We start from the raw sequence: 13587 nt of genomic DNA, 5'->3' as shown, positions 1-13587 counted from the left end.
CAAACTTGAATCGGCAAGCCGTCCAAGTCACAAGTAGTATCATACCATACCTATATGCAGTGTGCAATACAATCTAGTCATTATGAAGCTGCCAAAGCCATCTTTTTTCTTCTTCTGTTAACGTTTTGCAAGAATCGATCAAATCTGGCCGTCTTGTATAAGTTCGCTTCAAAGATTCTTTGCGCCGCCACTCTTCTATTTTGGCATGATTTCCAGAAAGGAGCACATCCGGCACTTTTAGTCCTTTATAATCGGCTGGTCTTGTATAGTGAGGATGCTCTAGCAGACCTGTACTAAATGAATCTTCAATGTGAGACGCTTCTTTTCCAAGCACATGAGGCAAAAGCCTGACCACACTGTCTGCAATCATCATCGCTGGCAGCTCTCCGCCTGTGAGAACGAAATCTCCGATTGAGATTTCATCTGTGACAAGATGCTCCCTGATGCGCTCATCGTAGCCTTCATAATGGCCGCAAATGAACATAAGGTGTTCTTCTTTTGCAAGTTCCTCTGCCTTCTTTTGCGTATATCTTTCTCCTTGAGGACAGACAAGAATAATTCGGGGCTTCTTGCTTGCTTTGTTCGTCAAATCTTCTACCGCATCGAATACGGGCTGTGCTTTCAGTACCATACCAGCACCGCCGCCATACGGATAGTCATCTACTGTTTTATGCTTATGATCCGAATACTCTCTAAAATTGACAACATTGAATGAGACAGCTTCTTTCTCCTGTGCCTTTTTTAAGATCGATGAGTGGAGCACACCTTCGAACATTTCAGGAAAAAGTGTTAAGAAGTCGATTTTCATTCGTCAATGAGTCCTTCCATCACTTCAATGTGTATGGTTTTGGATGAGATATCGATCTTTTTGACGACAGATGGGATATAAGGAATCAAGGCATCTTTTTTACCTTTTCTTCCGACAACCCAGACATCATTTGCCCCTGGTGTTAAAATCTCTTTGATTTGACCGACAAGCTGATCATCTTCATCGTATACTTCACAGCCAATGATTTGGTGGAAATAAAACTCTCCTTCATCTAAAGAGCCGAGATGTTCTTTTTCTACTTTTAAGATTGATTCTTTCAATAGCTCTGCTTCATTTAATGAGCTAATTTCTTCAAATGTGAGCAAATCAAACTGTTTGTGCTGCCTATGTGATGCGACAGTGACTTTCAGCGGCTCCCCTTGACCTTGCTTAAAAATATAGAGGACGCTTCCTTTTTTGTATCGCTCTTCTGGGAAATCTGTCTTTGACACGACGCGTACTTCTCCGCGAACTCCGTGTGTATTAACAATCTTTCCAACATTTAACCATTCTTGTTCCATGTTCTCAATCACCCCTGACGTATTTCCACAATGGTGCCGTCTTTCACGACGATGACATTATCTTGCATCTTGTCATCCCATTTATCACCTATTTTCACTTCAACCAGCGCATCCACTTCTGTCTCTTTCAATTCACTCCCAAGCGGCAAAATATGCAGCTGTTCTACTTGAAAGTCAATTTGCTGGATCTTCTCCTGCCGTTTATCGATGGCTTTTTGAAATTGAGGGATGGCTTCTTGCTGATGTGGTTCTTTTTCATGTTTTTTCAGTTGAAAATATAGTTGATTGCACTCACGTTCTAGTCTTTCTTTTTTCTCCAAAAAAGTCGTTAACAGTTTGTCCTTACTGCTTTCAGTTAATACTTGCATGACGGTGACATGTTGAATGATCTGCATCTTCCTTTTTGTCCCCCTATCCGAAGGCATTTGTCCTCTACAGTATAACGAAAAATAGATTTAAACGTGTAAAAAAAGGGGAGGTCCTAAGCCCTCTCCCTTTTTAGTCAGCAATCTCAAGTTGAACTTTCTTAGAAGACTCTGCACTTGCTGCAAACATGACTGTTCGTATCGCTTTTGCTGTACGTCCCTGCTTTCCGATCACTTTTCCGGTATCTTCAGCATTGACAGACAGTGTGTAAATCACTTGCTCATCTTTTTCTAATGAAGATATGTGAATATCTTCAGGGAAATCAACAAGTGGCTCGACGATGGACACAATCAATTCTTCCAAGGACAGCTCATTCATTATTTGCTGTTTTTCGCATTATGAAATTTTTCAAGAATTCCTTGGCTTGAGAAAAGGTTGCGAACTGTATCAGATGGTTTCGCACCATTTTGAAGCCATTTAAGCGCTAATTCTTCGTTGATTTTCACCTCAGCTGGTGATAACACTGGATTGTATGTTCCAACTGTTTCGATGAAACGACCGTCACGTGGTGAACGAGAATCTGCTACAACAATACGATAGAAAGGAGATCTTTTTGATCCCATACGTTTTAAACGAATTTTTACTGCCATTTTACTAGCACCTCCGAAAATATTTCAACAAGATAGTATATTAACAATGATAAAAGGGTTTGTAAAGTGTTTTTTCTTAACAACGGTTTTATCATGTATAACCAATTACATAAATGGTAATTTAAAGCCTTTTTTCTTCCCTTTGGACATGTTGGTCATTTGCTTCATCATCTTTTTCATTTCGTCAAATTGCTTTAAAAGGCGATTGACTTCCTGTACAGATGTTCCGCTTCCTTTTGCAATCCGTTTTCTTCGGCTTGCATTGATGACCTCTGGCTGTTCTTTTTCCTCGGTCGTCATTGATTTAATGATCGCTTCGATGTGATTGAGCTGCTTTTCGTCTACTTGGACGTTTTTGAGCCCTTTCATTTTACCGGCTCCCGGCATCATTTGGATCAATTCATCAAGTGGACCCATATTACGAACTTGCCCAAGCTGCTCGAGGAAATCATCGAGCGTAAAGCTCATGGTCCGCATTTTTTGTTCAAGCTCTTTCGCTTTATCTTGGTCAACGTTTGCCTGTGCTTTTTCAATAAGTGTAAGCACATCTCCCATGCCAAGAATTCTTGATGCCATCCGCTCCGGGTGGAATGGTTCAATCGCATCCAGCTTTTCTCCTAGTGCGGCGAATTTAATCGGCGTATTGGTGACAGCTCGAATGGAAAGTGCTGCCCCGCCTCGTGTATCCCCGTCTAGTTTCGTTAGAACGACACCTGTTAAACCAAGCTGTTCATTAAAGCTTTTTGCTACATTGACAGCATCTTGACCTGTCATAGAGTCAACAACAAGGAAAATTTCTTCTGGACTCGCTACTTCTTTTACTTTCTGAAGTTCATCCATCAATTCTTCATCGATATGAAGGCGTCCTGCTGTATCTAAAATGACATAATCGTGGTGTTCTTCTTTCGCTTTTTCGATTGCCTGTTTGGCAATGTCGACAGGGCTGACTTGATCACCTAATGAAAACACAGGCATATCAAGCTGTTTCCCCAGCGTTTGAAGCTGCTGGATCGCTGCTGGTCTGTAAATATCTGCAGCCACCATCATCGGCTTGCGATTATGTTTTTTGCGAAGTAAATTGGCAAGCTTCCCAGTTGTGGTTGTTTTACCTGCCCCTTGAAGACCAACCATCATAATGACTGTCGGAGATTTTTTCGCTACAGCGATTTTACTCTCTTCCCCACCCATTAATTCAGTGAGTTCTTCTTTTACAACTTTAATGACCTGTTGTCCAGGGGTAAGGCTTTTCATCACCTCTTGTCCAACTGCCCGCTCGCTTACTTTTTTCACAAAGTCTTTGACTACTTTAAAATTGACGTCAGCTTCAAGAAGGGCAAGGCGTACCTCGCGCATCATTTCTTTTACATCTTGCTCTGACACTTTTCCTTTGCCGCGGATTTTTGAAATCGTCTGCTGCAGTCGGTCGGCTAATCCTTCAAATGCCATACTGTGCCGCCTCCTAATCTAATTTCTCAAGCGATTCAATTAAAGCTTCTGCTTCTTCCGTCTGAGCGGAATCTGCTACGAGCTCTCTCATTTTTTTGAGAAGTTCTTTACGCTCTTTAAATTTCTTAAACAAGAGCAGCTTTTCTTCATATTGTTCAAGCATCGCTTCAGTCCGTTTAATATTATCATAAACAGCCTGTCTTGATACTTCATATTCATCCGCAATTTCACCGAGGGAAAAATCGTCTAGGTAGTAAAGCGACATGTAGCTCTTTTGCTTTGCGGTTAACAACGATTGATAGAAGTCAAACAAGTAGTTCATTCTCGTTGTTTTTTCAAGCGTCATGGGCTCTCTCCCCTTTGTTAAGTTCATTCCCTTTACATCAACTAAGTTTACACGGTTCTCTACTGTGTGTCAAGTTTTTATCTTGTCACTCCATAAAGCGGCGTATAAATAAAAATGCCAGCAGTTTTGCCGGCATTTTTGTTAGTCCTCTTGATCAATCACGTCTGAGAATAATCCATACACATACGATTCTGCATCGAATTCTTGCAGATCGTCTACCTTTTCACCTAAACCGACAAGCTTCACGGGGATGTTCAGCTCATTTCGAATTGCAAGGACAATCCCGCCTTTTGCAGTCCCGTCAAGCTTTGTTAAAGCAATTCCTGTCACATTCGTCGCTTTAGAAAATTCCTTCGCTTGTGCCATCGCATTTTGACCGGTTGTTGCATCAAGAGCGAGCAGTACTTCATGCGGTGCATCTGGAACCTCGCGTTCAATAACTCTCTTGACCTTCTCTAGCTCTTTCATCAAGTTGACTTTGTTTTGCAGTCGTCCTGCTGTATCACAGATGAGTACATCCGCATTTTTCGCTTTTGCTGATTGAACGGCATCATAGATCACCGCTGCAGGGTCAGAGCCAGCCGTCTGTTTGACAACAGGGACACCTGAACGCTCTCCCCATACTTCAAGCTGCTCAATCGCACCGGCACGGAACGTATCACCTGCTGCTAAAATGACGGATTTCCCTTCATTTTTCAGCTTATTCGCAAGTTTGCCGATAGTCGTTGTTTTCCCAACGCCATTGACACCTACAAATAAAATGATATTTAATCGGCCCTCTTCGATGTTCAGCGCAGAGATTTGTTCCTCTCCGCTATTGTAGATTTCAACCAGTTTTTCAGAGATGACCGATTGTACTTCACTTGGGTCTTGAATGTTTCTTAGTTTCACTTCTTTTTTCAGCTCATCAATCAGTTCCATCACCGTTGTGAAACCGACATCCGCGCCGATCAGAACCTCTTCTAATTCTTCAAAAAAGTCTTCATCGACTTTACGGTAGCGAGAAATTAGTTCGTTTACTCTTCCTTGAAAGGAGTTTCTCGTTTTTTCAAGTCCATCTTTAAACTTTTCTGATACTGAATCGGTTTGCTGCGTAAATTTTTCTTTTAATTTCTTAAAAAAGCTCATTTGGTTCAAAAACCTCCTTTAATTACTGGACAAGCTCTTTCGTTTCTTCTAGTTTGACGGATACAAGCTTAGAAACACCTGACTCCTGCATAGTAACGCCGTAGAGCACATCTGCTTCTTCCATTGTTCCTTTACGGTGCGTAATGACAATGAACTGTGTTTCCTGGCTGTATTTCTTTAAATATTGCGCAAAGCGGAAAACATTTGCTTCATCAAGCGCCGCTTCGACCTCATCTAACACGCAGAATGGAACAGGTCTGACTTTTAAAATAGAGAATAGTAAAGCAATCGCTGTTAATGCTCTCTCTCCGCCTGAAAGCAGGCTTAAGTTTTGCAGTTTTTTCCCTGGCGGCTGCGCGACAATATCAACGCCAGAGTTTAGTAAATCGTTTGGATCTGTCAGCTTAAGATCTGCTCTTCCGCCGCCAAATAACGCTTGGAAAACTGATTCAAAATGCCCGCGAATTTGCGAGAATGTTTCAGAGAAGCGCTTTGTCATCTCTTGATCCATTTCTTCGATCACTTGGAATAATGTATTTTTCGCTTCTGTCAGATCGTTTCGCTGTTCTGTTAAGAAGAGATAGCGTTCATTTACTCGTTCATACTCATCAATGCTGCCTAAGTTCACTGTTCCTAGCTCTTCAATGGCTAATTTGATCAGCTTCACTCGTTTTCTTGCTTCATCTGGTGATAACGTCAGATGATACATCTCTTTTGCCCCTTCAAACGAAAGGGCATACTCTTCGTTCAAATAAGCGATGAGGTTGTCGAGCTCAACTTCCATACGGCCAAGCTTAATCTCTTCATCTTTTAAGCTTGTGGTGAGCTGCTTGTAAAGGCGCTTTTGCTCTTTCAGTTCACGTTCAGCAAATTCTAACGTTTCAGAAAGAGCCAGGCGCTGTTTACGACGCTCTGAAATAAGTGCGGTTGTTTTGTTTTTGTTTTCCAGTTTCTCTTTCGCCGCTTCTTCCAGCTGTTCTGCTCCGCTTGAGCTAGACGTCATTTCACTTGTTAAGAGTGACAGGTCTTCTTTTGTTTCCATCAGCGTTTGTTCAGCCTCTTCTAATTCGGCCATTAAGCTCGAAAGCTTTTCTTGTTCATTCGCTAAGGACTGCTCTTTTTTGGCCAGCGAGATTTTCAGCTCTGTTAATTCGGCAGAAATGGTTTCTTTCGTTGAGCTTTGAGTCTGCTTACGCTTTGTTAATGTATTGATCTCTTGATCAAGCGTGGTCAGTTTCTCCCCTATTGAAACTTCAAGGGCTGCCTGCGTTTTGTCCTTATCTGTAAGTTCAGTAGAACGCTGCTGCAATTCTTCTTTTTCTTGATCATAGAGTTCAAGGTGAGCATTAATATTTTTTTCGGCTACTTGCAGTTCGTATAGCTTCCCTTTGAGCTCTTGCTGCTTTTCTCGAAGGGTTTCTCCGCGTTGACGCAGTTCGTTTAATTGGCTTTCGTTTGCTGCAATCAATTGCTTCGTTTCTTTTGTTTCTTTTTCAAGGATCGTTGTTTTTTCTTCCATTTCAACGAGCTGCTTTGTTAATGTTTCGATCTCCCGGTTTCTTGAAAGAAGGGAGTTGTTCTTTTTCTTTACACCGCCACCGGTCATTGAACCGCCGGAGTTCACGACATCTCCATCAAGGGTCACGATGCGATAACGATGACCAAGCATTTTTGCCAGTTCATTGGCGCCTTTTAAGTCTCTAACGATAAGTACCGTTCCAAGCAAGTTCTGTATGACTTTTTGATACTTTTCATCAAAGGAAACAAGGTGACTTGCTACACCGATAAATGCAGCAAGCTGCTCAGCTGTTTGGACGTCCCTATGCTGAATGGTTCGTTCTTTGATCACATTCATTGGCAGGAAGGTCGCACGTCCAAAGGAGTGCTGCTTTAAGTATGCAATTGCTTGTCTCGCAGCTGCTTCATTTTCTGTGACTACGTGCTGCGTTGCTGCGCCTAGCGCGATTTCAATCGCTGTCTCATGCTGCTGATCTGTTTGAATCAGCTCTGCAATGGCACCGTGAATACCGCCTAAACGCTCTTTTGCCTTTAAGACCTCTTTCACTCCTTGGAAAAAGCCTGAAAAGTCTTCCTGCATGGATTCTAGCATCTCTTTTTTTGATCTTGCCTGCTGCACATATTGATAGGCTTGGTAAAGAGCCGTTTCTTTTTTCTCGTATTGACGTTTCATTTGCTCAAGCTTTTGTTCCGCTTCCCTAAAGCGCTTGACCTGACCCAGTATGTCTTCTTCTAGTGCGGAAAGCTGCTGCTCAGCTTCTATTTTCTTTTCTTTGACAGACACACGTTCTTCGATGTGTTTTTGGTTGTTTTGCGTAAGCCGCTCCAGCTGCATGGCCGCTTGGCGCTGCTGTTCTTCTAGTAATTTACGTTCATTGCGGATGGAAGCCTGTTCATTGAGCAGATCAAAATAATCGCTTTTCAGCTGTTCAATTTGACCTTCCACATCTTCACTATGGAGCGACAGTTGATGCTGCTTTGTTTTCACTTCATCTTTTAGCTGCTGCACTTCTTTTTGAAGGCTGTCCCGCGTGATTTTCTGCTGCTGAATCTTTTCGGTTAACTGCGTCTGCTTTTCAGTTAAGCGAATGAGCGTTTCTTCTAGCTGTCCTTGGTTTGCTGCTGCGTTTTTTTTCCGTTCTTTTAATACTTCTTTTTTTCCTTCAAGCTTTTCTAATTCCTCACTTGTGAAAAGAAGAACTTCTTGCAGGTCATTAATTGATTCGTCAAGTGCTTGAATGCGGTCTCTTGACTCTTCAATTTTGGCTTCTTTTGCTTGAATATCTGTGGACTGCTTCATTTCATCTTGTTTGAAGCGCTCGACAGCTTCACCAAGTGTTGTCCATTTTTCATGAAGTGCTTCGATGTCATGGACAGTTAAGGCAATTTCGACATTTTCAAGCTCTTCTTTTTTTTGCAAATAGTCCTTTGCAATAGATGCCTGCATTCTTAATGGTTCTACTTGATCTTCTAGTTCATGCAGAATATCTTCTACTCGGTTTAAGTTGTCCTGCGTTTCAAACAGTTTATTCTCGGCTTTTTTCTTTCTTGTTTTATATTTCAAAACACCAGCCGCTTCTTCAAAGATGCTTCTTCTCTCTTCTGCCTTGCTTGATAGAATTTCCTCTACCTTTCCTTGGCTGATGATCGAAAAAGCTTCTTTTCCAAGACCTGAATCCATGAAAAGATCAATAATATCCTTCAAGCGGACAGATTGATTGTTTATGAGAAATTCACTTTCTCCTGAACGATAGACTCTTCTTGTCACACTGACTTCGTGAAAATCGATCGGTAAAAAGTGATCTTCGTTATCTAATGTTAAAGTCACCTCTGCTAGATTGACTCTTTTTCTTGAGTCGCTTCCTGCAAAAATGATGTCTTCCATTTTTCCTCCGCGGAGGCTTTTCGCTGATTGTTCTCCAAGCACCCAGCGGATGGCATCGGTAATATTACTTTTGCCGCTTCCGTTTGGTCCAACAACAGCTGTGACCCCTTTGACAAAGTCCACGGTCACTCGCTGTGCAAAAGATTTGAATCCTATCACGTCTAAACGTTTGAGGAACATGAGAGTGATCCTCCTTATGTATTTAAAGTACTATCATCTTACCATATGAAGTGAAAAAAGATGATGGAAAACAGAGTGAAATCCCCCTGAATGACGAGGGGGATTTTATTGGTTCATATGATGTTTCTGCAATTTAGCAAGTGCTTCCTGTGCAGCATGCTGTTCTGCTTCTTTTTTAGAGCGGCCATTTCCAATTCCGAGCACTTCTCCGCGAAGGGATACATTTGCTTCAAATTCCCGGTTATGTGCTGGTCCTTTTTCATGCAGGATGTGGTATTCCAGTACACCTTTTCCATCGCGCTGAACGAATTCTTGCAGCTGGCTTTTAAAGTCCATGACGTGCGAGAACGCTCCATCGTTAATTTTCGGATAGACATAGGCAACTAGGAATCGTTCCACTGGCTCCAGCCCCTGATCTAAATAAAGTGCTCCGATAAACGCCTCGAATACGTCCGCTAAGAGTGCTGGGCGTTTTCTCCCGCCTGTCATTTCTTCGCCTTTTCCTAAAAGAACAAGGTCTCCGAAGGACAGCTCATGTGCCAGTGACACAAGTGACGGTTCACATACGATTGCCGCTCTCAGTTTCGTTAAATCTCCCTCGCTCATCGCTGGATATTTCGCAAATAAGAATTGAGAGATCGTCAATTCTAAAACAGCATCTCCTAGAAATTCAAGTCTTTCATTATCCTCGTATGGCTTTTTCCGGTGTTCATTCACATAAGAGGAATGCGTAAAGGCTTGATATAGAAGTTTTTCATTTTGAAAGTGTACAGAAATGCGCTGCTGGAACTCTCTAAATTGCTCTAGTTTTTTGCTCTGTTTCTGTTTGTCTTTATAGTGTTTTGGCATAGCAACCTCCAGGTAGGCTTAATCGCCTTTAAGGATACTGATTATATGGAGTCTCTCTTTCTACATGCAAGGAAACATTGCTCCTTAGCATCTGAAAAAGGCTGACAATTGATCAGCTGAATGTGTTGAAACTAACATAAATTTTCAAAGTCCCGTCATGAAAATAGACGGGACTTTGTTACGCTTATTGCTGGCTATTTATGTAGTTCACAGCGTCACCGACTGTTGCAATTTTTTCAGCATCTTCGTCAGAAATTTCCATATCGAACTCATCTTCAAGTTCCATAACTAGCTCAACTACATCAAGGGAATCAGCGCCTAAATCTTCTTTAAATGAAGCTTCCATTTTCACGTCAGCCTCATCAACGCCAAGGCGGTCTACAATAATTTTTGATACACGCTCTAATACGTCTGCCATTGCCTTTCACCTCCCCTCAAAGTATTATAGTTGATTCGTTTTTAAAAAACTAGAGAAAACCTAATGAAATTTTGATATTTCTTAGGACATAACCATTCCGCCATCTACTTGGATGGTTTGGCCTGTAATATAACCTGCTCCTTCTGAAGCTAAAAAGACAACGACGTTGCTAATATCTTCAGGTGCACCAAAGCGTGCAAGCGGGATTTGTTTGAGCATTTCAGACTGCACATTCTCATCAAGCTTGTCTGTCATATCTGTCGAAATAAAGCCTGGTGCTACTGCATTGACTGTAATATGACGGGTTGCCAGCTCTTTTGCTGTTGTTTTCGTTAACCCGATGACGCCAGCTTTTGCTGCAACATAGTTTGCTTGTCCAGGGTTTCCACATACGCCAACCACTGAAGCCAAGTTGATGATTCTTCCGCTGCGCTGTTTCATCATTTGACGTGTCACGGCTTTTGTACAGTTAAAGACCCCTTTTAAGTTTATGTTAATGACGTCATCCCATTCATTTTCTTTCATTCTCATGAGCAGGTTGTCCTTTGTGATCCCTGCATTATTGACAAGGATGTCAATTGAACCAAATGTGTCAATTGCTTGTTTCATGAGCGCTTGTACTTCTTCAGCATTTGAAACATCAGCTTTAACGGCAAATGCCTGCTGGCCAAGTGCTTTGATTTCGTCTACGACTTCATTTGCTTTTGCTTCGTTTCCAGAATAGTTGACGACAACATTTGCACCATTCTTCGCTAAATCGATCGCGATGGAACGGCCAATCCCGCGTGATGCACCTGTTACAACGGCTGTTTTATTTGTCAGCATCAAGAATCCTCCTTCAATGTTTGAATAGCTGCTTCAATTGTTTCCTGATCTGAAACAGAAATGGTTGTCAGGCGGCGATTGACCTTTTTCACAAGGCCTGAAAGTACTTTGCCCGGACCAATTTCAATAAACGTTGTCACGCCTAAATCAATGAGGCGTTCCACACTTTCTTCAAATCGAACAGGAGAATACAATTGTTCAATGAGCTTTGTCTCAATAGCATCACGAGATGTGACGATGTCTGCTGTTACATTTGAGATCACTGGTGTTTTGGCATCCGAAATGTCTAGCTTTGACAGAACATCTGTGAATTTTTCAGCGGCTGGTTTCATTAAGGCAGAATGGAAAGGTCCGCTCACTTCAAGGGCAATCGCACGTTTTGCGCCTTTTTCTTTCGCTTTCTCTGAAGCTAGTTCTACACCTTTTGCTGTACCAGAGATGACGATTTGACCAGGACAGTTTAGGTTAGCGAGTTCTACAAGGTGACCGCTCTCTGTCACTTCTTTTGTCACTTCTAGAAGCGCCGCTTGATCTAAGCCAAGAATCGCTGCCATGGCGCCTTCTCCTGCTGGAACAGCTTCGTTCATTAATTCGCCGCGCTTTCTTACTGCATAGACAGCATCTTGAAACGAAAGTGCGCCTGCTGCAACGAGGGCCGTATATTCACCAAGGCTATGTCCTGCTGCGTAATCTGCTTTGATTCCGCTCTCTTCAAATTTCTTTAAGATGGCGATACTTGTCGTTAAAAGAGCTGGCTGCGCATTATAAGTGAGCGTCAGTTCTTCTGCATCTCCTTCAAAAATCATCGAAGATAAGTCAAAACCGAGGGTCTTGTCTGCTTCTTCAAATACAGCTTTAGATACTGCTTCTTGGTCAAATAAATCTTTTCCCATGCCAATTTTTTGAGAGCCTTGGCCAGGGAATAAAAATGCAATTTTAGTCATGCTGCTTTACCTCCATTAAGACTCGTTCGTGGTTTCTTTTTGGACTTCTTGATGAATGATGGCTGAAACGTCTTTTTCTACGATATCACGTGCCTGACGAATTGCATGAAAAATGGCGTTTTCATCAGAGGAGCCGTGTGCTTTAATGACAGGTGCTTTTAAACCAAATAAAGCGGCACCGCCATATTCGGAGTAATCCATTTTAGACTTCATCTGCATCAATTTCGGCTTCATCATGCCAGCTGCTATTTTTGCTGTGAAGCTGGATGTTAATGTTTCTTTCAGCATTTTAAATACAGAAAGGGCTGTGCCTTCAATCGTTTTCAAGGCGATATTTCCTGTGAAACCATCTGTGACAACAACATCAGCAACACCTTCTAGTAAATCACGAGACTCCACATTCCCTACGAAATTCAAGTCTGATGCTTTTAATAATTCAAAGGTTTTTTTCGTGAGATCGTTACCTTTTTTATCTTCTGTTCCTACATTTAACAATCCAACGCGCGGATTGCTCTTTGGAAAGACACGCTCTGCGTAGATTGATCCCATCATGGCATATTGCATTAGGTGTTCTGGTTTGGCATCAACGTTTGCGCCGACATCCAGTAATAAAAACCCGCTGCCATCAAGTGTTGGCAGTGTTGGAGCAAGTGCCGGTCTGTCTATGCCGTCGATTCTGCCTACGATAAACAATCCTGCTGTCATGAGAGCTCCAGTATTTCCTGCTGAGATGCAGGCATCTGCACGTCCCTCGGATACTTCCTGCGCCATTTTCACCATAGATGAATCCTTTTTACGTCTAACTGCACGCACTGGTTCATCTGTCGGTTCAATGACTTCTTTTGCATCTAAAATCGTGATGCGCTCGTTATTTGTTATGTATGGTTTGATTTTGTTTTCATCGCCGACAAGTGTAATCTCGATATCTGAAAATGCCGTTAAGCTTTTTTGCACACCGTCAATAATGGCTTTAGGGGCATGGTCTCCCCCCATTGCATCGACTGCAATTCTCATATTACGTGCCACCTTTTACTTTTGTTTTGAGCGATACATGACGAAGTCACCTGAGAAGACAACTTCCTCACCGACATAGCTGTTTACTTCAACTACAGTTCTGCCTTTTTCTTTATCATGTGAGGCTACTTTAGCTTTTGAGACGACTCGTTCGCCTTGTTTAACCTGCCTTGTAAATCTGATATTCGCTTTTGCTGTCAGCGCCAGTTCATCGTCGATGACGGCTACTGCGAGCGAATTAGCCTGGGCGAAGAGATGATGTCCCCTGGCAATTTGATTTCGGCTAAATACATGCTCTTTTCTCACTTCTAAAATGGAAATGGCTTGGTCATCAAGCTCTACATCAATCATTTCTCCAATCACTTCATCCAGCGGAAGTGACTTCACTTCATCCTCTAATGTCTTTTCGGCCACATGCTTAATTCTTTCGCGTAATTCAGGAATCGACAGTTCCAAACGATCAAGACGAACCGTTTGAATGCTTACACCGAATTTACTTGCCAATTCTTCATCAGTAATGAACGGAGTCGAGCTGATCGTTTGCTGGAGAAGCTTTTGACGTTCTTTTTTATTTAGTTTCATATGCAGACACCATCCGTACATTTATGACTAGGTACTAATAGTAGTATATAATCTCATAGATGATAAATCAATCCTTGTTTCAAAAAGACAAGAAAATTCCTCCAGCG

General features: G+C 42.1%; 15 protein-coding genes. All 15 read right to left on the bottom strand.

Annotation, left to right across the window (positions count from 1 at the left end):
- Nucleotides 1-73: 73 nt before the first annotated feature.
- Nucleotides 74-808: a tRNA (guanosine(37)-N1)-methyltransferase TrmD gene (trmD, locus tag C6344_RS03375; RefSeq protein WP_012009939.1), complete on the bottom strand. Its 735-nt coding sequence runs from the start codon at nucleotides 806-808 to the stop codon at nucleotides 74-76.
- Nucleotides 805-1329, bottom strand: a complete 525-nt coding sequence (gene rimM, locus C6344_RS03370; protein ID WP_060596242.1) for a ribosome maturation factor RimM — start codon at nucleotides 1327-1329, stop codon at nucleotides 805-807. Before rimM ends, trmD begins: the two co-directional genes overlap by 4 nt.
- A gap of 8 nt (nucleotides 1330-1337) precedes the next feature.
- Nucleotides 1338-1724, bottom strand: coding sequence for a YlqD family protein (locus C6344_RS03365; RefSeq protein WP_106072712.1), 387 nt, complete (start codon nucleotides 1722-1724; stop codon nucleotides 1338-1340).
- 103 nt (nucleotides 1725-1827) lie between these two features.
- Nucleotides 1828-2073 carry a KH domain-containing protein gene (locus tag C6344_RS03360; protein WP_106030835.1) on the bottom strand — a complete coding sequence of 82 codons (246 nt, stop codon included), beginning with the start codon at nucleotides 2071-2073 and terminating at the stop codon, nucleotides 1828-1830.
- On the bottom strand, nucleotides 2073-2345 hold the full coding sequence (gene rpsP / locus C6344_RS03355; protein ID WP_003212139.1) for a 30S ribosomal protein S16: 273 nt from the start codon (nucleotides 2343-2345) through the stop codon (nucleotides 2073-2075). Before rpsP ends, C6344_RS03360 begins: the two co-directional genes overlap by 1 nt.
- 105 nt (nucleotides 2346-2450) lie before the next feature.
- Entirely contained in the window at nucleotides 2451-3791 is a 1341-nt protein-coding gene (ffh, locus tag C6344_RS03350) for a signal recognition particle protein (RefSeq protein ID WP_066030917.1), read from the bottom strand.
- A gap of 13 nt (nucleotides 3792-3804) precedes the next feature.
- The gene (locus C6344_RS03345) at nucleotides 3805-4137 is read right to left on the bottom strand and encodes a putative DNA-binding protein (RefSeq protein ID WP_012009935.1); all 333 of its coding nucleotides are present in this window, start codon (nucleotides 4135-4137) and stop codon (nucleotides 3805-3807) included.
- 141 nt (nucleotides 4138-4278) lie between these two features.
- Nucleotides 4279-5265: a signal recognition particle-docking protein FtsY gene (ftsY, locus tag C6344_RS03340; protein ID WP_060596238.1), complete on the bottom strand. Its 987-nt coding sequence runs from the start codon at nucleotides 5263-5265 to the stop codon at nucleotides 4279-4281.
- A 22-nt stretch (nucleotides 5266-5287) separates the two neighbouring features.
- A complete protein-coding gene (gene smc / locus C6344_RS03335) occupies nucleotides 5288-8848 on the bottom strand; it encodes a chromosome segregation protein SMC (RefSeq protein WP_106072711.1) in 3561 nt (1186 codons plus the stop codon).
- A 105-nt stretch (nucleotides 8849-8953) separates the two neighbouring features.
- Nucleotides 8954-9697, bottom strand: a complete 744-nt coding sequence (rnc, locus tag C6344_RS03330; RefSeq protein WP_060596236.1) for a ribonuclease III — start codon at nucleotides 9695-9697, stop codon at nucleotides 8954-8956.
- Nucleotides 9698-9881: 184 nt separating this feature from the next.
- A complete protein-coding gene (gene acpP / locus C6344_RS03325; protein WP_003212028.1) occupies nucleotides 9882-10115 on the bottom strand; it encodes an acyl carrier protein in 234 nt (77 codons plus the stop codon).
- A gap of 81 nt (nucleotides 10116-10196) precedes the next feature.
- On the bottom strand, nucleotides 10197-10940 hold the full coding sequence (gene fabG, locus C6344_RS03320) for a 3-oxoacyl-[acyl-carrier-protein] reductase (protein WP_060596235.1): 744 nt from the start codon (nucleotides 10938-10940) through the stop codon (nucleotides 10197-10199).
- Nucleotides 10940-11884 carry an ACP S-malonyltransferase gene (gene fabD / locus C6344_RS03315; protein WP_066030920.1) on the bottom strand — a complete coding sequence of 315 codons (945 nt, stop codon included), beginning with the start codon at nucleotides 11882-11884 and terminating at the stop codon, nucleotides 10940-10942. Before fabD ends, fabG begins: the two co-directional genes overlap by 1 nt.
- A gap of 15 nt (nucleotides 11885-11899) precedes the next feature.
- Entirely contained in the window at nucleotides 11900-12898 is a 999-nt protein-coding gene (plsX, locus tag C6344_RS03310) for a phosphate acyltransferase PlsX (protein ID WP_034662420.1), read from the bottom strand.
- A gap of 15 nt (nucleotides 12899-12913) precedes the next feature.
- Nucleotides 12914-13480 (bottom strand): transcription factor FapR, encoded by a 567-nt coding sequence (gene fapR, locus C6344_RS03305; RefSeq protein WP_024424199.1) that lies wholly within the window; start codon nucleotides 13478-13480, stop codon nucleotides 12914-12916.
- Between the last annotated feature and the right edge of the window lie 107 nt (nucleotides 13481-13587).

This window comes from Bacillus sp. GBSW19 (assembly GCF_002998655.1).
GTDB lineage: Bacteria > Bacillota > Bacilli > Bacillales > Bacillaceae > Bacillus.
This window is presented reverse-complemented; position numbering and strand designations above follow the sequence as displayed.

Coding starts and splice junctions, on each gene's coding strand:
- C6344_RS03345 (WP_012009935.1), bottom strand. CDS start 4,137: ATGACGCTTGAAAAAACAACGAGAATGAACTACTTGTTTGACTTCTAT.
- rimM (WP_060596242.1), bottom strand. CDS start 1,329: ATGGAACAAGAATGGTTAAATGTTGGAAAGATTGTTAATACACACGGA.
- rnc (WP_060596236.1), bottom strand. CDS start 9,697: ATGCCAAAACACTATAAAGACAAACAGAAACAGAGCAAAAAACTAGAG.
- rpsP (WP_003212139.1), bottom strand. CDS start 2,345: ATGGCAGTAAAAATTCGTTTAAAACGTATGGGATCAAAAAGATCTCCT.
- C6344_RS03360 (WP_106030835.1), bottom strand. CDS start 2,073: ATGAATGAGCTGTCCTTGGAAGAATTGATTGTGTCCATCGTCGAGCCA.
- trmD (WP_012009939.1), bottom strand. CDS start 808: ATGAAAATCGACTTCTTAACACTTTTTCCTGAAATGTTCGAAGGTGTG.
- fabG (WP_060596235.1), bottom strand. CDS start 10,940: ATGCTGACAAATAAAACAGCCGTTGTAACAGGTGCATCACGCGGGATT.
- plsX (WP_034662420.1), bottom strand. CDS start 12,898: ATGAGAATTGCAGTCGATGCAATGGGGGGAGACCATGCCCCTAAAGCC.
- acpP (WP_003212028.1), bottom strand. CDS start 10,115: ATGGCAGACGTATTAGAGCGTGTATCAAAAATTATTGTAGACCGCCTT.
- fapR (WP_024424199.1), bottom strand. CDS start 13,480: ATGAAACTAAATAAAAAAGAACGTCAAAAGCTTCTCCAGCAAACGATC.
- smc (WP_106072711.1), bottom strand. CDS start 8,848: ATGTTCCTCAAACGTTTAGACGTGATAGGATTCAAATCTTTTGCACAG.
- ftsY (WP_060596238.1), bottom strand. CDS start 5,265: ATGAGCTTTTTTAAGAAATTAAAAGAAAAATTTACGCAGCAAACCGAT.
- C6344_RS03365 (WP_106072712.1), bottom strand. CDS start 1,724: ATGCAGATCATTCAACATGTCACCGTCATGCAAGTATTAACTGAAAGC.
- ffh (WP_066030917.1), bottom strand. CDS start 3,791: ATGGCATTTGAAGGATTAGCCGACCGACTGCAGCAGACGATTTCAAAA.
- fabD (WP_066030920.1), bottom strand. CDS start 11,884: ATGACTAAAATTGCATTTTTATTCCCTGGCCAAGGCTCTCAAAAAATT.